Genomic DNA, 19,660 nt, shown 5'->3' on the forward strand with positions numbered 1-19,660 from the left:
CGCGTGCGTGCGCCTTCGTAACCGTTACGTACTTACCCGCGGGCGCGTTCGCGCGGAGATTACGTCGGTAAATTCGAACCTTGTCTGCATTCCGAGAGCGATTGTTTGCGGCCTCAGGGAGATTTGAAATGAGTATCGATTTGAAGAACAGGCTTGGGCGGTTCGCGACATGTGCCGTCGAGCGGTCCACGAAACCGAAAGCGCTGGCGCTCGCCGGCACCGTGCTGATGTCGACGATTTCCGGCTCGGCGCTCCCTGCTTTTGCGCAGGATGCCGCCAAGCCGAACATTCTCGTGATCTTCGGCGACGACATCGGCCAGACCAACATCAGCGCCTATTCCTTCGGCGTCGTCGGCTACAAGACACCGAACATCGACCGGATTGCCAAGGACGGCATGATATTCACGGATTATTACGCCGAGAACAGCTGCACCGCCGGCCGCTCCACCTTCATAACCGGCCAGACGGTGCTGCGAACCGGCATGTCCAAGGTTGGCGTTCCCGGCGCTCCGGTCGGCCTCCAGGACCGTGATGTGACGATCGCCCAGGCGCTGAAGGCGCAGGGTTATGCCACCGGTCAGTTCGGCAAGAACCACCTCGGGGACCAGGATCGTTTCCTGCCGACCGCACACGGTTTCGACGAATTCTTCGGCAATCTCTACCATTTGAATGCAGAGGAAGAGCCGGAGCGGCCCTATTGGCCGAAAGACGATCCCGCCTTCCTCAAATCCTACGCGCCGCGCGGCGTGCTGCACTCCTTCGCCGACGGCAAGGTAGAAGATACCGGGGCGCTCAACACCAAGCGCATGGAAACCATCGACGACGAGACGACCGCGGCGGCGATGGAGTTCATCAAGAAGCAGACGGAAGCCAAGAAGCCGTTCTTCACCTGGATGAATACGACGCGCATGCATCTCTTCACCCATGTGCGCGATCAATACAAAGGCCAGAGCGGCATGCCGGGCAATGACTATGCCGACGGCATGATCGAGCATGATGGTGACGTCGGCAAGCTGCTCGACCTGCTCGACGAGCTGAAGATCGCCGACAACACCATCGTCGTCTACACCACAGACAACGGCCCCAACCAGTTCTCCTGGCCGGACGCGGCAACCACGCCGTTCCGCAGCGAAAAGGACTCCAACTGGGAAGGTGCCTTCCGCGTACCGGCCATGATCCGCTGGCCCGGCAAGATCAAGCCGGGCGTTTCCAACGAGATGTTCTCGGGTCTCGACTGGTTCCCGACGCTTTTGGCGGCAGCCGGCGACAAGGACATCAAGGAGCGTCTGCTCAAGGGCACCGATCTTGACGGCAAGACCTTCAAGGTGCATCTCGACGGCTACAACCAGTTGCCCTACCTCACCGGTGAGCAACCGAAGAGCGCACGCAACGAATTCTACTATTTCAACGACGACGCCAAGCTCGTCGGCATGCGCTTCGACAACTGGAAACTGGCCTTCTGCGAAATGCGCAAGCCCGGCGGCTTCGATGTCTGGCAGGATCCGTTCACCTGCTTGCGCGTCCCGAAGATCTTCAATCTGCGCATGGACCCCTATGAGCGCGCGGACATCGTTTCCGACCAGTACAACGACTGGGTCACCAAGAACGCCTATCTGACCGCTCAGGGCGTCATCAAGGCTGCCGCCTTCCTCGAGACCTTCATTGAGTATCCGCCGAGCCAGAAGCCGGCGAGCTTCTCGGTCGATCAGATCGAAGAAGGCGTGCATGCCAAGATCAACGAGATCCTGGCCAAGACCCAACCGGCTCAATGACAATATCGAAGGCGGTGCGCCATACGCGCCGCCTTCTCTTTCTTGCGTTTGCTCAGATGGCGTATCGTGATGACGAAGAACATTCCGCCCGCTCGAACGGTCGCCTTCGAGGAGTCGAATGAACACGACTTGGCGGCAAGGCGGACACGCTTCGGTCCGGCCATCGCCGCATTCATGCTCTTTCTCTCCGGCACCGCCGCGCTCATCTTCCAGGTTCTCTGGATCAAGCAGCTCTCGCTCGTGACCGGCATCGACGTTTACGCGGTCAGCACCGGTGTCAGCGCCTTTTTCCTGGGCCTTGCGCTCGGCAGCTTCGCCCTCGGCCGCATCGGCGACCGTTCCGAACGGCCGCTCCGCCTCTATGCCCTGCTGGAAACCGGCGTTGCCGTGCTTGGCACTGGCGTCACCGTCGTCCTTTCCCATATCGCCCCGCTCTTCGTCGCGATCGAGGGCGTCAGCGCCTTCGCCGCCTGGGCCTTGCTGGTCTTGATCGTCGCGACACCTGCCTTCCTGATGGGCGGCACCCTCCCCGTGCTGCTGCGTTCGCTCGAAGGGGCGCCGGGTGGGGTCGGAGCGAAGGGCGGTCGCCTTTACGCAGCCAACACGCTCGGCGCGATCGTCGGCTGTCTGGCGGTCGCCTTCGTGATCGTTCCAGCGCTCGGCGTCCAGGCGACCGGTTTTGCCGCCGGCGCCCTTGGCGCTGCCGCCGCGGCCATGGCCCTCTCGCTGAATACGGCAAGGATGGGCAAAACGCAGCAAACCGAGCAGCCTGCCGAAACGCAAGGCGCCGGTTCGCGTCTCGCGCTGATCCTCTATGCGATCGCGGGCGGCGTCGCGCTTGGCTACGAAGTCGCCTGGTCGCAGGCGATCGTCCAGTTCATCTCCACCCGCTCATTTGCCTTCTCGGTGGTGCTGGCGACCTATCTTGCTGGCCTGGCGCTCGGTGCGGCACTCTTTGCCCGCCGGACCGACAGACTGTCGGATCCCTGGGGCACCTTCGGCCTGCTCATCACTCTGGCGGGCCTCGTGGCGCTCGCCGAGCTCGCCCTGCTCGGCCCCTGGCTGACGGTGTTGCAGACCAGCGCCGAAGCGGCTGTGGCCGGCATCACCGGCAGCATCTTTGCCGGAATGTGCGCACGGTTCCTTGCCGCGGGGCTCACCATCGTCTTCATCCCGACGCTGATCCTCGGCGCCGCCTTCCCGGTCGCGCTGCGGCTCGCCGTCGACCCCGAAAATGTCGGGCGCGACACCGGGCGGGTTCTCGCCTTGAACACGCTGGGCGGCATCGCTGGCACGCTGCTGACCGGATTCGTGCTGATCCCGTCCTTCGGCATCATCAGAAGCTTCGCCATTCTCGCCCTCACCGCAGCCATCATCGGCCTCATTGCGCTCAGTCGCGGAAAGAACGGTTGGGCGGGCTGGCGCATGGCGACGCCGGCGCTCGGCATCGTCACGGTGCTGATCGCCGTCACCGTGCCGTCGGACCGCCTGGCAAACCTGTTGAACCTCTCGCGCGGCAACGGTACGGTCATCTCTTACGAAGAAGGGCTGGGCGCCACTGTCGCCGTCATCGAACAGGGCCAGCCGGACCGGCGTTTCCGCCGCCTCTACATCCAAGGCGTTTCCAATACCGGCGATGCCATGCCGTCGCTGCGCTACATGCGGCTCCAGGCGCTCCTGCCCCTCCTCATCCACAAGGGGGAACCGAAATCGGCACTGGTGATCGGGCTCGGCACCGGGATTACCGCGGGCTCGCTGCTTGCCTATCCCGGGCTCGACCGGCGCGTTGCCGCCGAGTTGCTGCCGTCCGTCGCCCGCGCCTCAGGATTCTTTACCGGCAATTTCAATGCGGCAAAGGATAGCCGCCTCGAAGTGCGTGTTGCTGACGGTCGTCGAGAACTGATGCGAAGCGCGGAGCGCTACGATCTCATCACGCTGGAACCGCCGCCGCCATCGGCCGTCGGCGTCGTCAACCTCTATTCGTCCGACTTCTATCAACTGACACGCGAACGTCTGGCGCCGAACGGTCTCGTTGCGCAATGGCTGCCGATCGCCACCCAGAACGACGAGGACACACGCGCGCTCGTGCGCAGCTTCCTCGACAGTTTCCCGCACGCCTCGCTCTGGTCGACCGAACTGCATGAGATGCTGCTGGTCGGCTCCGTCGAACCGCAGGAACTCGACGTCGGTCGCATTGCTTCGCGGATGGCCGACCCGGCCCTCGTCTCTGCGCTTGGCGAGGTCGGCATCAGCAGCGTCGCGGATTTGCTGGCAACCTGGATGACCGATCGCGACGGGCTCAAGCGCTATGCGGGTGAAATCCTGCCGGTGACCGACGACCAGCCGCGGATCGAATATGCGAGCTGGGTTCGGCCCGACGAGTTGCAGCGGACCCTGCCAAACCTCGTCGCCCTGCGCAGCAAGGCACCGCTTGTCGGTGCGGACGCGGCGCTCGAGAAACCCGTGGCGGATGCCCACAACCGGCTGATGCTGTTCTACCAGGCATCGCTCAACGCCTATGCCGGTTATCGCGACGAATGGGCGCGCGACATGGAATTGCTGATGCGTGTCGAGCCGGACAATCCCTATTATCGCTGGTTCGTTTCGAGCAGCGAGCGTTGATGGCGTAAACCAGTGCGTCGGCGAGATTGATTCCGGCACAAGCTCAAGTCTGCGCAAAATATTTGCACAGCATCGGATCCTTCCGGCACAGATTTGCAACACAAAGGCATCACTGCCGTAGTATCCTCCCCCTGTCGTTCTGCCCTATGCAGACAGGGAGGCATTCCATGGAAAAGACGGACAAAGAAAATACCGAAACCACGTCGCGGGCGGCGATGGACGGCGAAATCGGCATTCTCGCGCGTCGCCGCATCGAGGCCGGCATCATCGCGCCGATCTACGAGGCGATGCGCGAGGAAATCGGCGAGGAGCGCGCCCAGGCAATCCTCGACAAGGCGATCACAAAGGCCGCGATCGAGGCCGGCCGGACGTTTGCGGCAAAAACGCCCGGCGGCACCAATCTACGCACGTTCCAGGAGTTGCAGGATCTGTGGACCCAGGATGATGCGCTGACGATCGAAGTCACGAAAGCGACGGACGAAGAGTTCCACTACAACGTGAAGCGCTGTCGCTACGCCGAGACCTATCGCGAGATGGGGCTCGGCCATATCGGGCACCTGCTTTCCTGCAACCGCGACGGCGTCTTCTGCACCGGTTACGATCCGCGTATCACGTTGGAACGCACCCAGACGGTGATGCAGGGCGCCACCCATTGCGACTTCCGCTACCGGTTCAACAAGGATGCCCCGGAGCAGCCGAAATGAGCGTCGAAGCCTTGCGCATTGACCCCAAGCGCATCAACACGCCGGCGACAAGCGGCGATCGGTTGTGGAACGACATCGTCACGACCGCCCGGTTCGGCGGGACCGACAAGGGCGGGGTCACCCGCTTGACGCTGACCGAGGAGGATCGCCAGGTCCGCGACTGGTTCGTCGGCGAGTGCCGGGCGCTCGGCTGCTCGGTCGAAGTCGACGGCATCGGCAACATCTTCGCGACCTATCCGGGTGAGGACATGGCGCTGTCGGCGATCGCCGTCGGCAGCCATCTCGATACCCAGCCGCAAGGCGGTCGGTTCGACGGCATCCTTGGCGTGCTGGCCGGGGTCGAGATCCTGCGTACCCTCAAGGAAACCTCCACGCGGCTCCGCCATCCGCTGACGGTCGTCAACTGGACGAACGAGGAAGGCTCGCGATTCTCCCCGGCGATGCTGGGATCCGGCGTCTTTGCCGGCGCGCTTTCGCTTGATGCGGCCCATGCCCTTAGCGACCGCGAAGGCGCCACCGTGGGCGCGGCCCTCGATGCGATCGGCTATCGCGGAAGAGGAACGCTCGAACCGACGGCCTTCGCCGCCTACGTCGAGCTCCATATCGAACAGGGACCGCTGCTCGAGGCGTCCGCAACCGAGATCGGAGTCGTCACCGGCATCCAGGGCCTGCGCTGGTTCGATGTCGTCATCACCGGCACCGAGGCACATGCGGGCAGCACGCCGATGGCGCAGCGCGACGACGCGCTCGTTGCCGCCGCCGAAATCGTGCTTGCCGTGCGCGACATTGCCCGGGAGAATCCCCCCGGTGTGGGAACCGTCGGCTTCGTCGAGGTCGGCCCCAATTCGCGCAACGTCGTGCCGGGTTCCGTCCGGCTCCAGATCGACATGCGCCATCCCTCCGAGGCTGGCCTCGACCAGATGGAAACCGCTTTGCAGGATGCCGTTCGCAAGGCCGGCGCCAACGCCGAACTGAGGCGCATCTGGTCGAAGGCGCCGGTCGCCTTCGACCCGTCGATCGTAGGTGCCGTACGCGACAGCGCAGAAGCACTCGGCTATTCGGCCACGGACGTTGTATCCGGCGCCGGACACGATGCGGCGCATATCGCGACGATTACGCCGACCGCAATGATCTTCGTGCCCTCCAAGGACGGTCTTTCGCACAACGAGGCAGAATATACTTCGCCCGAAGAGTGCGCCCGCGGCGCGGAGGTTCTGTTCCAGACCATCCTGGAACTCGACCGGCGCTGATCGATAAGCAAGGCACCCACGGCTGACAACAGCCGTGGGTGCCTGCAGTCGGTTTTCGCGACGTCTCAGCGTTCTCAGCCGCGCTGCGAGTCGAGCTGCTCGTGGTTCTTCTCGACCTGCTGCGCCTTGAGATAGCTTTCAATCAGCAACTGATATTCCGGGAAAATCTTGGTGTAGATCTCGGCCCACTGCTGGGCGTCGTCGCGGTGCCAGGTACGCTGCAGTTCGGAGGCGACCGCCGCCGTATCCATCGGCACCACGCCGGCCTGGACGACACGGGCAAGAGTGATCTCCTCGGCCATCTTCGAATAGGTGCCCGAAGCGTCGACGACGACGAAGACCTTGTAGCCGTCATGGACGGCGCTGATCGCCGGAAAGGCCATGCAGACGCTGGTGATCGTGCCGGCAATGATCAGGGTCTTGCGGCCGGTTTCCTTCACCGCGGCGACGAAATCCGGATTGTCCCAGGCGTTGATCTCGCCGCGACGGGCGACGTACTTGGCATGCGGCGCGTTCGCATGGATTTCCGGGATCAGCGGACCGTTCGGGCCCTGTGGCACGGAAGCGGTGGTGATGACCGGCATCTTGGTCAGCGTCGCCATGCTGGCAAGCGCCGCGGCATGGGCGCGCAGTTTCGGCATCGGCATGTCGTTAACGGTCTGGAACAGGCCGCTCTGGTGGTCGATCAGAAGCATAACGGCGTCGTCGGGATCGATGACCGGGCGCTGTCCGTTGAAATTTGCAGGTGTCATGGTCTTGCTCCTTGTTGATGGGCTTCTGTTGGGATCGAGACAACGCCCGGTCTGTTGCGGCCGCTGCTCCTTGTCAGGCTCGTTATCTGTGGCGAAGCGTATCCGCCCTTAGGCCGTCCGAGCTCCGGCCCGGCGCGCGACCAGCCGGTGCTAGGCGCTCGCGATCTTGCCAAAGCGCCCGGACTGGAAGTCGGTCATCGCCTGTCTGATTTCCTGTTCGGTGTTCATGACGAAGGGGCCGTACATGGCGACCGGTTCGTTGATCGGTTCGCCGCTCAAGACGAGCGCCGTCACATCCGAGCTGGCGTCCAGTGTCACGCCGCCGCCGTCGCGTCCGAAGAGAACGAACTGGGCCTCTCCGACGAGGTCGCTACCGTTGACGAGGACATTGCCGCGCAGGACCGCCAGGCCAACCGAATGGCCCTCCGGCAGATCGAGACCGAGCGAACCTTGCTGTTTCAGGCGCAGGTCCCAGAGATTGACGGGCGTGAAGGTGCGGGCGGGTCCTTGCGCTCCGGCATAACTCCCGGCGATCACCCGCAACGCTCCGGCGCCGTCCGGCAGGCTCACCGTCGGAATGTCCCGATCGAGCAAGGTCTGGTAGCCGGGTTCGACACTCTTGTTGGTTGCCGGCAGGTTGACCCAGAGCTGGACCATTTCGAGCGTACCGCCCTCTTTGGTGAAGCGCTCCGAATGGAACTCCTCATGCAGGATGCCGCCGGCGGCCGTCATCCATTGCACGTCGCCCGGGCCGATATGGCCGCCATTGCCGGCGGAGTCGCGATGGTCGACCTCGCCCTGGTAGACGATCGTTACCGTCTCGAAGCCGCGGTGCGGATGGACGCCGACGCCGCGCGGCGTCACGCCCGGCGCGAAGTTCATCGGCCCTGCGTAGTCGAGCAGCAGGAACGGGCTGGCGTGATCGCCGACGCGGTCGCGCGCCAGCAGCGAGCGAACCGGGAAGCCATCGCCAACCCAATGCGGATGCGCGTTCCCGAAAATGCCAAGTATCTTTCTCATGGCTGTTTCTCCTTGGCCTCGCCATTTCAGCGAGAGCGTTGGAGGGAAGATATGACTGCACCAAATCTAGCGGTAGACGGGTATTTCGGACTATAGTGTCGCAAAAATAGGACAATACCCATGCAGGATTTGAACGATCTCAGGCTTTTCGTCGACGTGGTCGAGCAGAATGGCTTCGCGGCCGCCGCCCGCAAGCTCGACATGCCGCGCTCACGCTTGAGCCGTCGCATCGGCCTTCTGGAAGAGCGACTGGGTGTGCGTCTCGTGCAGCGCTCGACCCGTCATTTCGTCATCACGGAGATCGGCCGGGAATATTATCGCCATTGTGTCGCCATGCTGGTGGAGGCCGAAGCGGCGCAGGAGATGATCGACCGCACGCGTTCCGAACCGCAGGGTGTGGTCCATGTCAGCTGCCCGTCCTCGGTCGTCTATTTCCAGGTTGGCGAAATGATCGCCCGGTTCATGGCCGAATGTCCGAAGGTGGAGGTGGTGCTCGAAAGCACCAATCGCCGCGTCGACGTCTTGCGCGAGGGCATCGATGTCGCGATCCGCGTCCGCTTTCCACCGCTTGAAGAAAGCGATCTCGTCGTCAAGCGCTTTGCCGAGAGCAAGCAAAGGCTGGTCGCCAGTCCCAGGCTGCTTGCCGACATGACCGCGCCGCCCGCACCGGCCGATCTCGGCGCGCTCCCGAGCCTTGCCTGGAACCCCGATCGCCAAAGTCACGACTGGCGGCTGGACGGTCCCGGCGGCGCAACCGCAATCGTCAGGCACCGGCCACGGCTCGTGACCGAGGACATGGTGGCCCTGCGGCTGGCGGCACTCAATGGCGTCGGCATCTGCCAGCTCCCAACGATGGTGGTGCGGCAAGACCTGAAGGACGGCACATTGGTCGATGTGTTGCCGGATTGGGCGCCAAAGGCGGGCATCATCCACGCCGCGTTCCCGTCGCGACGGGGCCTATTACCCTCCGTTCGCGCCCTGCTCGACTTTCTCGCCGCCGAATTTGCAGAACTGGCGCGTCTGGACGAGCCACGAACCTGATCGCCGAAGTCCGGGATCATAGGGCAGCGCTGGCCCGGGTCTTGAGGATTGCTGAGAAGCGCGGATCGAAAGTGCGGCTGATCGGCTCTGCCGCAGCACCGATCGCCACCGCCCAGGGATCGGTGAAACCGATCTGTAATCGCGGAAGGCTGCGGTCGCGCCGGTCGGCGATCGAAGGCAGCAACGGCATCATCGCCTCGACGAGCAGACGCGCGAGCCCCGGCGGAAGCCCGCCGCACAGGATTACCGTCTGCGGATCGAAGATCGTTTCGAGCGCCTGCACAGCGGCGCGCAGTTCGAAGACGGCCGCGTCGAGCCAGCGCCGCACCCGCTCATCCGAACCGGCGGCAACCGCATCGATATGGGCGTACAGCTCGGGATCGGCGGGGTCGAGGTCGAGAAGCCTGCAGAGCGAAGCGATCGAGGCGCGGTGTTCGAGCGGCGTGCGGTCGTCCAGCGATGCGCCTCGCGGCTGGCTGAGGATCATGCCGATCTCGCCAGCGTTGCCATTGGCGCCGCGATAGAGCTCGCCGTTGAGGATCAGCCCGGCGCCAAGGCCGTAGCCGAGATAGATGCAGATGGCATGGTCCACGCCGTGCGCAGCTCCAACCATGCGTTCGGCAGTCGCAGCTGCAGCGGCATCGTTCTGTAGGCCGACATCGAGCCCCGTGCCGGTAGCAAGCGTTTCGAGCAACGGGAAATTCTGCCAGGCTGCCATCATCCAGGTGTCGTCGTCATCGGCTTCGATACCGAAGGGACCGGGCATTGCCGCCCCTAGGCCAACGAGCCGGTCTTCCGATTGCGGGGCGATCGCCGTGAGATCGCGACGGGTCTTCTCGATCAGTTCCAGGATCGTCCGGACGCCGGTCGCCGGTCCGCCGGCGGGTAGGTTGGCTTCGCCGCGGGCAAGCACCCGACCGACCAGATCGACCGCGATGGTCCGCGTCACGTGCCGGTCGATCTGCAGTCCGATCGCAAAGGCTCCCTCCGGCACCAGGCGATAGGGTGTGGAGGGTTGCCCGCGGCCGTTGCGCACCGCCTCAAGCGATTCGACGAGCCCGTCACGCTCTAGGTCCTCGATGATGTTGGAGACCGTCTGCTTCGTGAGCGCCGTCGCGCGGGCGAGCTCGGCCCGGGACAATTGACCGTTCAAGCGCAGAGCGTCGATCATCACACGCCGGTTGTGTGCGCTCGTTCCCTCCTGATTGGTGCCGCTCTTCGCCCGGATCAGGCGCATATCGTTCATCCAAAAAGCCCTCTTGACACTGTTAGAATATTGAACAAAAAATAAGTCAAGACAATTGACTTAATAGGAGCCGAAATGAGCTCCGGGGGAACGAGAGCGACGGCGGAGCCCCGTCGCGAGCGCTCCGAATGCATATGTCGACGGCCGCTCGGAAACGGACGGACTTCTCGCATACGGCGCACCCAAGAGACGCGTCGAAGGAAGCTGAAACGCTCAAGTTACTGGAGGCAATCATGTTGAAATCGATAAGAACCGCGCTGCTTTGCGCGACCCTTGCCGGCGTCTCCTTCGCCGGTCACGCGCATGCCGAAACGACGCTCAACGCGCTCTTCATGGCCCAGGCGGCCTATAGCGAGGCGGATGTGCGCGCGATGACCGAGGCCTTCACCAAGGCCAACCCGGACGTCAAGGTGAACCTCGAATTCGTGCCCTATGAGGGGCTGCACGACAAAACCGTGCTGGCGCAGGGATCCGGCGGCGGCTACGACGTCGTGCTCTTCGATGTGATCTGGCCGGCCGAATACGCCACCAACAAAGTGCTCGTCGACGTCACCGACCGCATCACCGACGAGATGAAGTCCGGCGTGCTGCCCGGTGCCTGGACGACTGTCGAATATGACGGCAAGCGCTACGGCATGCCGTGGATCCTCGACACCAAATACCTATTCTACAACAAGGACATCCTGGAGAAGGCCGGCATCAAGGCGCCGCCGAAGACCTGGGACGAACTTGCCGAACAGGCAAAGGTGATCAAGGACAAGGGCCTGCTTGCAACCCCGATCGCCTGGAGCTGGTCGCAGGCCGAAGCCGCGATCTGCGACTACACCACCCTCGTCAGCGCCTATGGCGGCAAGTTCATCGAGGGCGGCAAGCCGGCCTTTACTTCGGGCGGCGGCCTCGACGCGCTCAACTACATGGTGGCGAGCTATTCTTCTGGCCTCACCAATCCGAACTCCAAGGAATTCCTGGAGGAGGATGTACGCAAGGTGTTCCAGAACGGCGAAGCCGCTTTCGCGCTGAACTGGACCTACATGTACAACCTTGCCAACGATCCGAAGGAAAGCAAGGTTGCCGGCAAGGTCGGCGTCGTGCCGGCGCCGGGCGTCGCAGGCAAGAGCGAGGTTTCGGCCGTCAACGGTTCGATGGGTCTTGGCATCACCTCGACCAGCAAGCATCCAGACGAGGCCTGGAAGTACATCGTCTACATGACCTCGCAGCAGACGCAGAACGCCTATGCCAAGCTCAGCCTGCCGATCTGGGCCTCGTCCTACGAGGATGCGAGCGTCACCAAAGGCCAGGAAGAGCTGATCGGCGCCGCCAAGCGCGGCCTGGCGGCCATGTATCCGCGCCCGACGACACCGAAGTATCAGGAACTTTCGACTGCCCTTCAGCAGGCGATCCAGGAAGCGCTGCTCGGCCAGGCTTCACCTGAGGACGCCTTGAAGACGGCGGCCGAAAACAGCGGCCTTTGAGCCGTCCTCCCAAGCCCCGGGCGGGCAACCGCCCGGGGACCGCGGGAAATGGCGCTTGGCGGTTGAACGCTTGCGTCCAAGGACTTTAACACGTTGATTTGGCGCATCATTCGCTTGGGTCGGTTACGATCCGAGGCAATGTGCGATAGCATGACGGGGCTTCCTAGGCCCGAGAAGGTTTCCACCCCATGTCCGGCACCTGGATAACGACGCGCGCATGGTTGCTCATGCTGCCATTGCTGGTGGTCATGATTGCGGTCATCGGCTGGCCATTGGTCGATACGGTCAGGCTGTCCTTCACCGACGCCAAACTCGTCGGCACCGAAGGCGCGTTCGTCGGCTTCGACAACTATGCCAAGATGCTCGGCGGCTCGAACTTCCTGCGCGCCTTCATGACGACGACCTGGTTCGCCGTCGTCTCGGTCACCGCAGAGATGGTGCTCGGCGTGCTGGCGGCCCTTCTGCTCAATCAACAGTTCCGTGGTCGCACCGCACTGCGGGCGCTGATGATCCTGCCCTGGGCGCTGCCGACGGTGGTCAACGCCACGCTCTGGCGGCTGATCTATAATCCCGAATATGGCGCGCTCAACGCCGCCCTGACGCAGATCGGCCTGATCGACAGCTACCGCTCCTGGCTGGGCGAGCCCGGCTCCGCGCTGACGGCGCTGATCATCGCCGACTGCTGGAAGAATTTTCCACTGGTTGCCCTGATCGCGCTCGCGGCCCTCCAGGCCGTACCGCGCGATATCGCCGCGGCCTCGCTCGTCGATGGCGCCGGCCCCTTCAATCGCTTCCGCTACGTCATCCTGCCGTATCTGGCGGGGCCTCTGCTCGTCGCCCTCGTGCTGCGCACAATCGAGGCCTTCAAAGTGTTCGACATCATCTGGGTGATGACGCGCGGCGGCCCCGCCAACAGCACGCGCACGCTGTCGATCCTCGTCTATCAGGAGGCCTTCTCCTTCCAGCGCGCCGGATCGGGTGCCTCGCTGGCGCTGATCGTCACGCTGCTCGTGACCGTGCTGGCCGTCGCCTATGCGGCACTGGTGCGCAAGGCCGCAGGAGCATCATGATGGAACGCCAGAGCACCCTGTTCACCGCTTTCGTCTACGCTTCGGCGCTCTTGCTGGCAGCGGTCATCCTCGCCCCCATTCTCTGGCTCTTCGTCATGAGCATCTCGTCAGCCGCCGACCTCTCGGCAAAACCGCTCAACTGGTGGCCGGATACAATCGACCTGTCGCGCTACCGCCTGCTGTTGTCGACGCTGGAGAACAGCGCCGGCGCCGCCTTTACGGCTTCGCTGTTCAACAGCATCAAGGTCGCCGGCATGGCAACGCTGGCGGCGATCGCTGTCGCCATTCCGTCCGCCTGGGCGGTGTCCCGCACGCCCGGCGTTTCCTGGTCGCTCTATGGCGTGATCGCCACCTACATGCTGCCGCCGGTGGCGCTGGCCGTGCCGCTCTACATGGGACTTGCCTATCTCGGCCTTTTGAACTCCGTGTTCGGCCTGGCGCTTGTCTACCTCACCATTCTGGCCCCCTTTACCACCTGGCTCTTGAAATCCGGCTTCGATTCCATTCCGAGAGAGATCGAGAGCGCGGCGATGATCGATGGCGCCCGCCTCGACCAGATCCTGCGGCTCATCACGCTACCCCTCGCGGCACCGGTCATGGCAACTTCCGCGCTCTTCGCCTTTCTGCTCGCCTGGGACGAATTCTTCTATGCGCTGCTCTTCACCTCCGATCTGCGCGCCAAGACGCTCACGGTTGCCATCGCCGATCTCGCCGGCGGCCGTGTCTCCGACTACGGGCTGATCGCAACCGCCGGGGTGCTCGCCGCCCTGCCCCCGGTGCTGATCGGCCTCCTCATGCAGCGAGCCCTGATTTCCGGGCTGACCAGCGGCGGCGTCAAAGGATGACGGCTATGACCACCACGCAACGCCCGGCCGGGCTCGTCGCAATCGATCGTGAAATGGCGCGTCAGGCTTCGGATGCGATCGCCTCCTTCCACCAGGCAACCGCCCTTGCAACACAGATTGCCGCGTCGCTAAAGGCGACGGGCAAGCTGCTGCTGCTCGGCATGGGCGGTTCGCATGCCGTTGGCCGCGCCGTCGAGCCGCTCTACCGCGCCCATGGCATCGACGCCATTGCCCTGCCGCTCTCGGAACAGCTCGGCCAGCCGCTTCCAATCGCGAACAAGACAATCCTCGTGACCTCGCAGTCGGGCGAAAGCGCCGAAGTGCTGCGCTGGTTTGGCGAAACCGATGGCGCAACGCCACACACCTTCGGCCTCACCTTGGAAGGCGGCTCCTTCCTCGCGCAGAATGCACCATCGCTCATCGGCATTGGAGGCACGGAAAAGGCCTTTGCCGCCACCCGCAGCCTGACGATCAGCTTCGCCCTGCATCTTGCCGTTCTCGCTGCCCTCGGCGACGACCCGGCCGCAGCACTTCAGGCACTGGAACATCCGCAATCGCCCGATGTGGCGACAGCGCTTGCTGCGTTGAGCGACGTCCGCTCCGTCGTCACGTCGGGCCGCCGGCTTCAGGGACTGGCGGAAGCGATCGGCCTCGGCCTGACCGAGCTTTCGCGCCTGCCCTGCTTCTCGCTCGAAGGCGGCCAGCTTCGCCACGGACCCATGGAAATGCTCGGTCCGTCGGTTGGCGTCGTGCTCTTCCGGGCGAACGATCCGACCGCCGGTCTCGTCGAAGCCATGGCTATTTCCGCCGCCGGGGCCGGCTCGCCGGTCATCGTCTTCGACGCCTCCGGTCAAGCGCCGATCGAAGGCGTCACCACCATTTCCTTTGCACCGGCCGCCGGCATGGCGGCAATTTTCGCGATGCTGCCGGTCGCCCAGTCCTTCATGATCGCCTTTGCGGCAGCCCGCGTCGAGAATGCCGGCACTCCCGTGCGCTCGACCAAGATCACCCGGAGCGAATAATCGATGCGTCCTCTTGCCGTGGTCGGCAACGCCAATGTCGACCTCATCCTCGGGCCGGCGGCCCCCTGGCCGAAAGCCGGCACCGAAATCATCGTTGATCACGACGAACTGCGCGTCGGCGGCTGCGCCGGCAACAGTGCGCTCGCCTGGGACTCGCTCGGCGTCGACTATGCGATCGCCGCCAATGTCGGCAACGATCAGTTCGGAACCTGGCTGAAGGAGGCTTTTCCCGAGCGATCCAAGTCCTGGACGGTCGAAAATGTCGGGACCACGCTCTCCGTCGGCATCACCCATCCCGATGGCGAACGCACCTTCTTCACGACGCGCGGACATCTCCCGCTTTTGAGTTTCGAGGAGGTTCGAGCGATGCTTGACGGCGAGAAGCTGCGCGGCGGCTACGCGCTGCTTTCGGGTGCCTTCCTGACCGATGCTCTAACAGCGGACTATGACCGCTTCTTCGACTGGACCGACGTGCACGACATAGCCGTTGCCCTTGACACCGGCTGGCCGCTCGACGGCTGGACACAGACAAACTGCACGGCGACCGTCGGCTGGCTGAGGCGCTGCCGGCTGGCGCTGTTCAACGAGGTCGAGACGACGACGCTGACGGGCGTTGCCGACCCCACCGCGGCCGCACATGAACTCCGGAAACACATGCCCGAGGGCGCGATCGTCGTCGTCAAGCGGGGGCCCCATGGCGCGATCGCCATCGATGCGGAAGGCCGTCTTTCGTCGGCCGCCGCACCCGCGGTTTCAGTGGTCGATACGATCGGCGCCGGCGACGTCTTCAATGCCGGGTTCCTGGCGGCACTTGCCGCCGAGATGCCTTTGGAAGCCTGTCTTCGCACCGGCGTCGCCATCGCCTCCGAAGCGATTTCCACCCTGCCGCGCAGCTACGGCAAACCGCTTTCGTTCTACCTTCAGGAGACCGGCGCATGAGCGCTCTCGCCATTCAGAACATTCACAAGCGCTATGGCGAGATCGAGACGCTGAAAGGCATCGATATCGACCTGGAGAGCGGCGAGTTCCTAGTGTTGCTCGGTTCGTCCGGCTGCGGCAAGTCGACCTTGCTCAACATCATCGCCGGACTTGCGGAGCCAAGCGGCGGCGACATCCGGATCGGCGGTCGCTCCATTCTCGGAGCCCACCCCAAGGACCGCGACATCGCCATGGTGTTTCAGTCCTATGCGCTCTACCCGAACATGAGCGTCGCGCGGAATATCGGCTTCGGGCTGGAGATGCGCAAGGTTCCGGCCGCCGAGCGTGAGAAGGCGGTAGCGGAAGCGGCGAAGCTGCTGCAGATCGAGAACCTGCTCGACCGCAAGCCGAGCCAGCTTTCCGGCGGCCAGCGCCAGCGCGTCGCCATCGGCCGCGCGCTTGTCCGCAATCCGCAGGTCTTTCTCTTCGACGAACCGCTCTCCAACCTCGACGCAAAGCTGCGCATGGAGATGCGCACGGAGCTCAAGCGCCTGCACCAGATGCTGAAGACCACCGTCGTCTACGTCACCCACGACCAGATCGAGGCGATGACGCTCGCGACCCGCATAGCGGTGATGCGCGACGGCCGGATCGAGCAGCTCGGGACGCCGCAAGAGATCTACGACCGGCCGGCGACGCTCTATGTCGCCGGCTTCGTCGGCTCGCCGCCGATGAACATCCTTGATGCGACCGTTGCGCAAGGTCAGTTGCAGATCGCCGGCGACGGGCAGGCAATCACCCTGCCGGCCCGCTTCCGCGCCGTTGTCTCGGATGGCCAGCGCGTCAAGGCTGGCATTCGGCCGGAAGCGCTGCGACTTGCAGCCGGTGACGAACCCGCGCCGCAGTTCAAGGCCCGTGTCGAGGTGGTCGAACTCACCGGCCCCGAGCTCGTGACGACGGCGCGGATCGGCGAGCAGCGCATCACCGCCTGCCTGCCGCCGCGCAGTACGGTTCTTTCGGGCGAGGAGCGCGCCTTCACCGTCGAAGCGGATGCCCTCCATCTCTTCGATCCCGACAGCGGCCGGTCGCTGGCGAGGAGCTGAGGTTGCCTGCGGGCGATGGCGGGGATTGCCTTGGCAATGCCTTTTCCTTCTTGTGAGAATCGTTCATCACAGATTGTCCCGCGCGAGAAGAGGAAGTGACCGCCATGCCCTTGCCGATCGAAACGCCGGCCGTTCTCGTCGATCTCGAGGTTGCCAAGCGTAACATCGAGCGCTTCCAGGCCTATGCCGACGAGCATGGCATTCGCGTGCGTCCGCACATCAAGACGCACAAGCTGCCGCAGATGGCCGAGCTGCAGCTCGAGGCCGGCGCAGTCGGCATCACCTGCCAGAAGGTCACAGAGGCGGAAGCGATGGTCGAGGGCAGCGACCGGATCAAGGACGTGCTGATCACCTACAACATTCTCGGCGAGGCCAAGATGGCACGGCTGGAACGGCTCAATGGCCGCGTCGCGCTTGCCGTCGTCGCGGACAATGAGACCGTCATCGACGGGCTTGCGGGCTTTTTCGCGGACAAGGACAGACCGCTTCGCGTGCTCGTCGAATGCAACACCGGCGCCGATCGCTGTGGCGTTGGCACGCCGGCAGAAGCCGCGAGGCTGGCCCGCCGGATCGCGGATGCGCCTGGGCTGCTCTTTGGCGGCCTGATGACCTATCCGCCGGTCGACGGCGAGGCGAAGGTCCAGGCCTTCATGAGTGAAGCGAAGCGATTGATCGAAGCCGACGGCATCGCCGTGCCCGCCATCACCTCGGGCGGCACCCCGAGCATGATGCACGCCGCCGGCGCCCCTGTTGCCAGTGAGTATCGGCCGGGCACCTACATCTACAACGATCGCTCGCTGGTTTCGCGTGGCGTTGCCGGTTGGGACGATTGCGCCCTGACGGTGCTGGCGACCGTCGTCTCGGTGCCCTCCGAAAGCCGGGCGATCATTGATGCCGGCAGCAAGGTGCTGACCTCGGACCTGCTAGGGCTGACCGGCTATGGTCACGTGCTCGGCCGTGATGACATCCGCATCGACCAGCTTTCGGAGGAACATGGCCGCCTCGTCACCGATGGGCCGATCAACCTTGAGGTCGGCGACCAGCTCCGCATCGTGCCCAACCACGCCTGCGTCGTGACCAACATGGTCGATGCCGTCCATATTGTCGAGGGCGGCACGCTGAAGGACACCTGGCCGATCGTCGCCCGCGGCCACGTACTCTAGCCTCCCCTTAGAGACCGTGCCGAATTCTCTGCTCGCTCAGCGCCCCCCGCATTTGTCGTGAATGCGAGATTGAAGGCAGTTAGGTGGACCGTTTCGCCAAACGGCAGCAGGGAGAATCGACGCGCGCCCACTGGACACGGGCACCACGCGCTCCATGTAACTGTCGTGGCGGGCCGGCGCGGCCCAATGCGACGGTTGCAGGCAAACCGTTCCTGAAAAAGCCGCGAGAACGATAGGACATTTCCCGATAGCCGCCTCCAGCATCATCGGTTTGCGTTGTAGCAGTCGATTAAATTGATAGTTTTATCTGGTAACCAATGGAGGTCGAGATGGTCTTTGGACGAATTACCGGAATAGTGGGACTGGCAATTGTGCTCGGAGGCCTGCAGCTGGGAGCTGCAAGTGTTGCGTTTGCCGACACGACGATCCTGAACGTGTCGTATGACCCGACACGTGAACTCTATAAGGACTTCAACGCTGCCTTTGCCGAGAAGTGGAAGGCCGATACCGGCGAAACCGTGACGATCCAGACGTCGCACGGAGGGTCGGGCAAGCAGGCGCGCGCGGTCATCGACGGTCTGCAGGCCGATGTGGTGACGCTGGCGCTCGAAGCCGATATCGACGCGATCGCCAAGCAAACCGGCAAGATCCCGGCGGACTGGAAGAAGAGGTTTGAAAACAACAGCGCACCCTACACGTCGACGATCGTCTTCCTGGTGCGCAAGGGCAACCCCAAGGGCATCAAGGACTGGGCCGATCTGGTGAAGCCGGACATCCAGGTGATCACGCCGAACCCGAAGACTTCGGGCGGCGCACGCTGGAACTTTCTGGCCGCCTGGGCCTATGGCCGCGCCGCCAATGGCGGTGATGACGCCAAGGCGCAGGAATATGTGACAGAACTCTTCAAGCATGTTCCGGTGCTCGATACCGGTGCGCGCGGAGCGACGACGACCTTCGTGCAACGTGGTCTCGGCGACGTGTTGCTCGCCTGGGAAAACGAAGCATATCTGTCGCTCGAGGAGCTCGGGCCCGACAAGTTCGAGATCGTCACGCCGTCGATCTCGATCAAGGCGGAACCGCCAGTGGCGCTCGTCGACGGCAATGTCGACGCCAAGGGCACGCGCAAGGTGGCGGAAGCCTATCTCGGTTACCTCTACAGCGACGCTGGCCAGAAGATCGCCGCCAAGCACTACTACCGGCCGTTCAAGCCGGCGGCGGCCGACCCGGCCGACATCGCCCGCTTCGGCGAGTTGAAGCTCGTAACCATTGAAGACTTCGGCGGCTGGAAGGAAGCCCAGCCGAAATTCTTCGGTGACGGTGGTATCTTCGACAAGCTCTACAAGCCGGGCCAATAAGAAGGACATCGACGCGCAGCCGGTCAAACTGGCTGCGCGTCTTGCTTCGCGCCGCGCCGGGCCATTGGCAGGAAATGCGGTTCATTACGTCTCGTGAGCTTTGACAAAGGTAGTGCCATTGACGGATACGACGAAGACTGCGCCCTGGCGGTTTCGCCAGCCGAGTGTCTTGCCTGGGTTTGGGCTATCGCTCGGGATCACGCTGAGCTGGCTGGTGCTGATCGTGTTGATCCCGCTGTCGGGGCTGGTGGTGCGGGCAAGCGGGCTCGGCTGGTCCGAGTTCGTGGCGCTGACGCTCGATCCGC

The 19,660-nt window shown here is 63.8% G+C and carries 16 protein-coding genes and 1 pseudogene; 14 read left to right on the top strand and 3 right to left on the bottom strand.

Annotation, left to right across the window (positions count from 1 at the left end; all coding sequences use genetic code 11):
• The first annotated feature begins 128 nt into the window (after positions 1–128).
• From ACQ5BM_RS32745 to ACQ5BM_RS32760, 4 genes are all read left to right on the top strand, one after another.
• Positions 129–1,772 carry an arylsulfatase gene (locus ACQ5BM_RS32745; protein ID WP_429820156.1) on the top strand — a complete coding sequence of 548 codons (1,644 nt, stop codon included), beginning with the start codon at positions 129–131 and terminating at the stop codon, positions 1,770–1,772.
• Positions 1,773–1,841: 69 nt separating this feature from the next.
• A complete protein-coding gene (locus ACQ5BM_RS32750; RefSeq protein WP_429820160.1) occupies positions 1,842–4,394 on the top strand; it encodes a spermidine synthase in 2,553 nt (850 codons plus the stop codon).
• A gap of 167 nt (positions 4,395–4,561) precedes the next feature.
• Positions 4,562–5,098 carry an L-2-amino-thiazoline-4-carboxylic acid hydrolase gene (locus tag ACQ5BM_RS32755; protein WP_429820163.1) on the top strand — a complete coding sequence of 179 codons (537 nt, stop codon included), beginning with the start codon at positions 4,562–4,564 and terminating at the stop codon, positions 5,096–5,098.
• On the top strand, positions 5,095–6,348 hold the full coding sequence (locus ACQ5BM_RS32760; RefSeq protein WP_429820165.1) for a Zn-dependent hydrolase: 1,254 nt from the start codon (positions 5,095–5,097) through the stop codon (positions 6,346–6,348). Before ACQ5BM_RS32755 ends, ACQ5BM_RS32760 begins: the two co-directional genes overlap by 4 nt.
• Positions 6,349–6,422: 74 nt before the next feature.
• Here the strand turns inward: ACQ5BM_RS32760 and ACQ5BM_RS32765 are convergent, their stop codons facing one another.
• Together ACQ5BM_RS32765 and ACQ5BM_RS32770 are read right to left on the bottom strand one after the other, a co-directional pair.
• Positions 6,423–7,100, bottom strand: coding sequence for an isochorismatase family protein (locus ACQ5BM_RS32765; RefSeq protein ID WP_429820167.1), 678 nt, complete (start codon positions 7,098–7,100; stop codon positions 6,423–6,425).
• Positions 7,101–7,250: 150 nt separating this feature from the next.
• Positions 7,251–8,120 (bottom strand): pirin family protein, encoded by an 870-nt coding sequence (locus ACQ5BM_RS32770; RefSeq protein WP_429820170.1) that lies wholly within the window; start codon positions 8,118–8,120, stop codon positions 7,251–7,253.
• 120 nt (positions 8,121–8,240) lie between these two features.
• On the opposite strand from ACQ5BM_RS32770, the gene ACQ5BM_RS32775 reads away from it, so the two are divergent.
• On the top strand, positions 8,241–9,161 hold the full coding sequence (locus tag ACQ5BM_RS32775; RefSeq protein ID WP_429820173.1) for a LysR family transcriptional regulator: 921 nt from the start codon (positions 8,241–8,243) through the stop codon (positions 9,159–9,161).
• Between the two features lie 16 nt (positions 9,162–9,177).
• Here the strand turns inward: ACQ5BM_RS32775 and ACQ5BM_RS32780 are convergent, their stop codons facing one another.
• Entirely contained in the window at positions 9,178–10,407 is a 1,230-nt protein-coding gene (locus tag ACQ5BM_RS32780; protein WP_429820175.1) for an ROK family protein, read from the bottom strand.
• 233 nt (positions 10,408–10,640) lie between these two features.
• Here ACQ5BM_RS32780 and ACQ5BM_RS32785 point away from each other — a divergent pair, with 233 nt between their 5' ends.
• The 9 genes and pseudogenes from ACQ5BM_RS32785 to ACQ5BM_RS32825 form a co-directional block, all read left to right on the top strand.
• Positions 10,641–11,879 carry an extracellular solute-binding protein gene (locus tag ACQ5BM_RS32785; RefSeq protein WP_429820177.1) on the top strand — a complete coding sequence of 413 codons (1,239 nt, stop codon included), beginning with the start codon at positions 10,641–10,643 and terminating at the stop codon, positions 11,877–11,879.
• A 188-nt stretch (positions 11,880–12,067) separates the two neighbouring features.
• Complete coding sequence (locus tag ACQ5BM_RS32790) at positions 12,068–12,949, top strand: carbohydrate ABC transporter permease (protein ID WP_429820179.1); 882 nt, start codon at positions 12,068–12,070, stop codon at positions 12,947–12,949.
• A complete protein-coding gene (locus tag ACQ5BM_RS32795) occupies positions 12,949–13,794 on the top strand; it encodes a carbohydrate ABC transporter permease (RefSeq protein ID WP_429820181.1) in 846 nt (281 codons plus the stop codon). The genes ACQ5BM_RS32790 and ACQ5BM_RS32795 overlap by 1 nt, the downstream gene beginning before the upstream one ends.
• A 5-nt stretch (positions 13,795–13,799) precedes the next feature.
• Positions 13,800–14,816 carry an SIS domain-containing protein gene (locus ACQ5BM_RS32800; RefSeq protein WP_429820183.1) on the top strand — a complete coding sequence of 339 codons (1,017 nt, stop codon included), beginning with the start codon at positions 13,800–13,802 and terminating at the stop codon, positions 14,814–14,816.
• Positions 14,817–14,819: 3 nt separating this feature from the next.
• Positions 14,820–15,755: a PfkB family carbohydrate kinase gene (locus tag ACQ5BM_RS32805; RefSeq protein ID WP_429820185.1), complete on the top strand. Its 936-nt coding sequence runs from the start codon at positions 14,820–14,822 to the stop codon at positions 15,753–15,755.
• Positions 15,752–16,837: an ABC transporter ATP-binding protein gene (locus ACQ5BM_RS32810; RefSeq protein WP_429820187.1), complete on the top strand. Its 1,086-nt coding sequence runs from the start codon at positions 15,752–15,754 to the stop codon at positions 16,835–16,837. Before ACQ5BM_RS32805 ends, ACQ5BM_RS32810 begins: the two co-directional genes overlap by 4 nt.
• A gap of 104 nt (positions 16,838–16,941) precedes the next feature.
• Positions 16,942–18,000, top strand: a complete 1,059-nt coding sequence (locus ACQ5BM_RS32815; protein WP_429820189.1) for a D-TA family PLP-dependent enzyme — start codon at positions 16,942–16,944, stop codon at positions 17,998–18,000.
• A 317-nt stretch (positions 18,001–18,317) separates the two neighbouring features.
• Positions 18,318–19,355 carry a sulfate ABC transporter substrate-binding protein gene (locus ACQ5BM_RS32820; protein ID WP_429820191.1) on the top strand — a complete coding sequence of 346 codons (1,038 nt, stop codon included), beginning with the start codon at positions 18,318–18,320 and terminating at the stop codon, positions 19,353–19,355.
• Positions 19,356–19,473: 118 nt separating this feature from the next.
• A pseudogene (locus tag ACQ5BM_RS32825) lies at positions 19,474–19,660 on the top strand (hypothetical protein); the annotation flags it as partial.

The organism is Ensifer sp. B1-9 (assembly GCF_050474445.1).
In the GTDB taxonomy this organism is placed as follows: Bacteria; Pseudomonadota; Alphaproteobacteria; order Rhizobiales; family Rhizobiaceae; genus Ensifer.

What these genes read in the sequence shown, in the direction of transcription:
- ACQ5BM_RS32770 (WP_429820170.1), bottom strand. Translation starts at nt 8,120, where the DNA reads ATGAGAAAGATACTTGGCATTTTCGGGAACGCGCATCCGCATTGGGTT.
- ACQ5BM_RS32790 (WP_429820179.1), top strand. Translation starts at nt 12,068, where the DNA reads ATGTCCGGCACCTGGATAACGACGCGCGCATGGTTGCTCATGCTGCCA.
- ACQ5BM_RS32815 (WP_429820189.1), top strand. Translation starts at nt 16,942, where the DNA reads ATGCCCTTGCCGATCGAAACGCCGGCCGTTCTCGTCGATCTCGAGGTT.
- ACQ5BM_RS32800 (WP_429820183.1), top strand. Translation starts at nt 13,800, where the DNA reads ATGACCACCACGCAACGCCCGGCCGGGCTCGTCGCAATCGATCGTGAA.
- ACQ5BM_RS32750 (WP_429820160.1), top strand. Translation starts at nt 1,842, where the DNA reads ATGACGAAGAACATTCCGCCCGCTCGAACGGTCGCCTTCGAGGAGTCG.
- ACQ5BM_RS32820 (WP_429820191.1), top strand. Translation starts at nt 18,318, where the DNA reads ATGGAGGTCGAGATGGTCTTTGGACGAATTACCGGAATAGTGGGACTG.
- ACQ5BM_RS32745 (WP_429820156.1), top strand. Translation starts at nt 129, where the DNA reads ATGAGTATCGATTTGAAGAACAGGCTTGGGCGGTTCGCGACATGTGCC.
- ACQ5BM_RS32775 (WP_429820173.1), top strand. Translation starts at nt 8,241, where the DNA reads ATGCAGGATTTGAACGATCTCAGGCTTTTCGTCGACGTGGTCGAGCAG.
- ACQ5BM_RS32785 (WP_429820177.1), top strand. Translation starts at nt 10,641, where the DNA reads ATGTTGAAATCGATAAGAACCGCGCTGCTTTGCGCGACCCTTGCCGGC.
- ACQ5BM_RS32780 (WP_429820175.1), bottom strand. Translation starts at nt 10,407, where the DNA reads ATGAACGATATGCGCCTGATCCGGGCGAAGAGCGGCACCAATCAGGAG.
- ACQ5BM_RS32755 (WP_429820163.1), top strand. Translation starts at nt 4,562, where the DNA reads ATGGAAAAGACGGACAAAGAAAATACCGAAACCACGTCGCGGGCGGCG.
- ACQ5BM_RS32765 (WP_429820167.1), bottom strand. Translation starts at nt 7,100, where the DNA reads ATGACACCTGCAAATTTCAACGGACAGCGCCCGGTCATCGATCCCGAC.
- ACQ5BM_RS32760 (WP_429820165.1), top strand. Translation starts at nt 5,095, where the DNA reads ATGAGCGTCGAAGCCTTGCGCATTGACCCCAAGCGCATCAACACGCCG.
- ACQ5BM_RS32810 (WP_429820187.1), top strand. Translation starts at nt 15,752, where the DNA reads ATGAGCGCTCTCGCCATTCAGAACATTCACAAGCGCTATGGCGAGATC.
- ACQ5BM_RS32805 (WP_429820185.1), top strand. Translation starts at nt 14,820, where the DNA reads ATGCGTCCTCTTGCCGTGGTCGGCAACGCCAATGTCGACCTCATCCTC.
- ACQ5BM_RS32795 (WP_429820181.1), top strand. Translation starts at nt 12,949, where the DNA reads ATGGAACGCCAGAGCACCCTGTTCACCGCTTTCGTCTACGCTTCGGCG.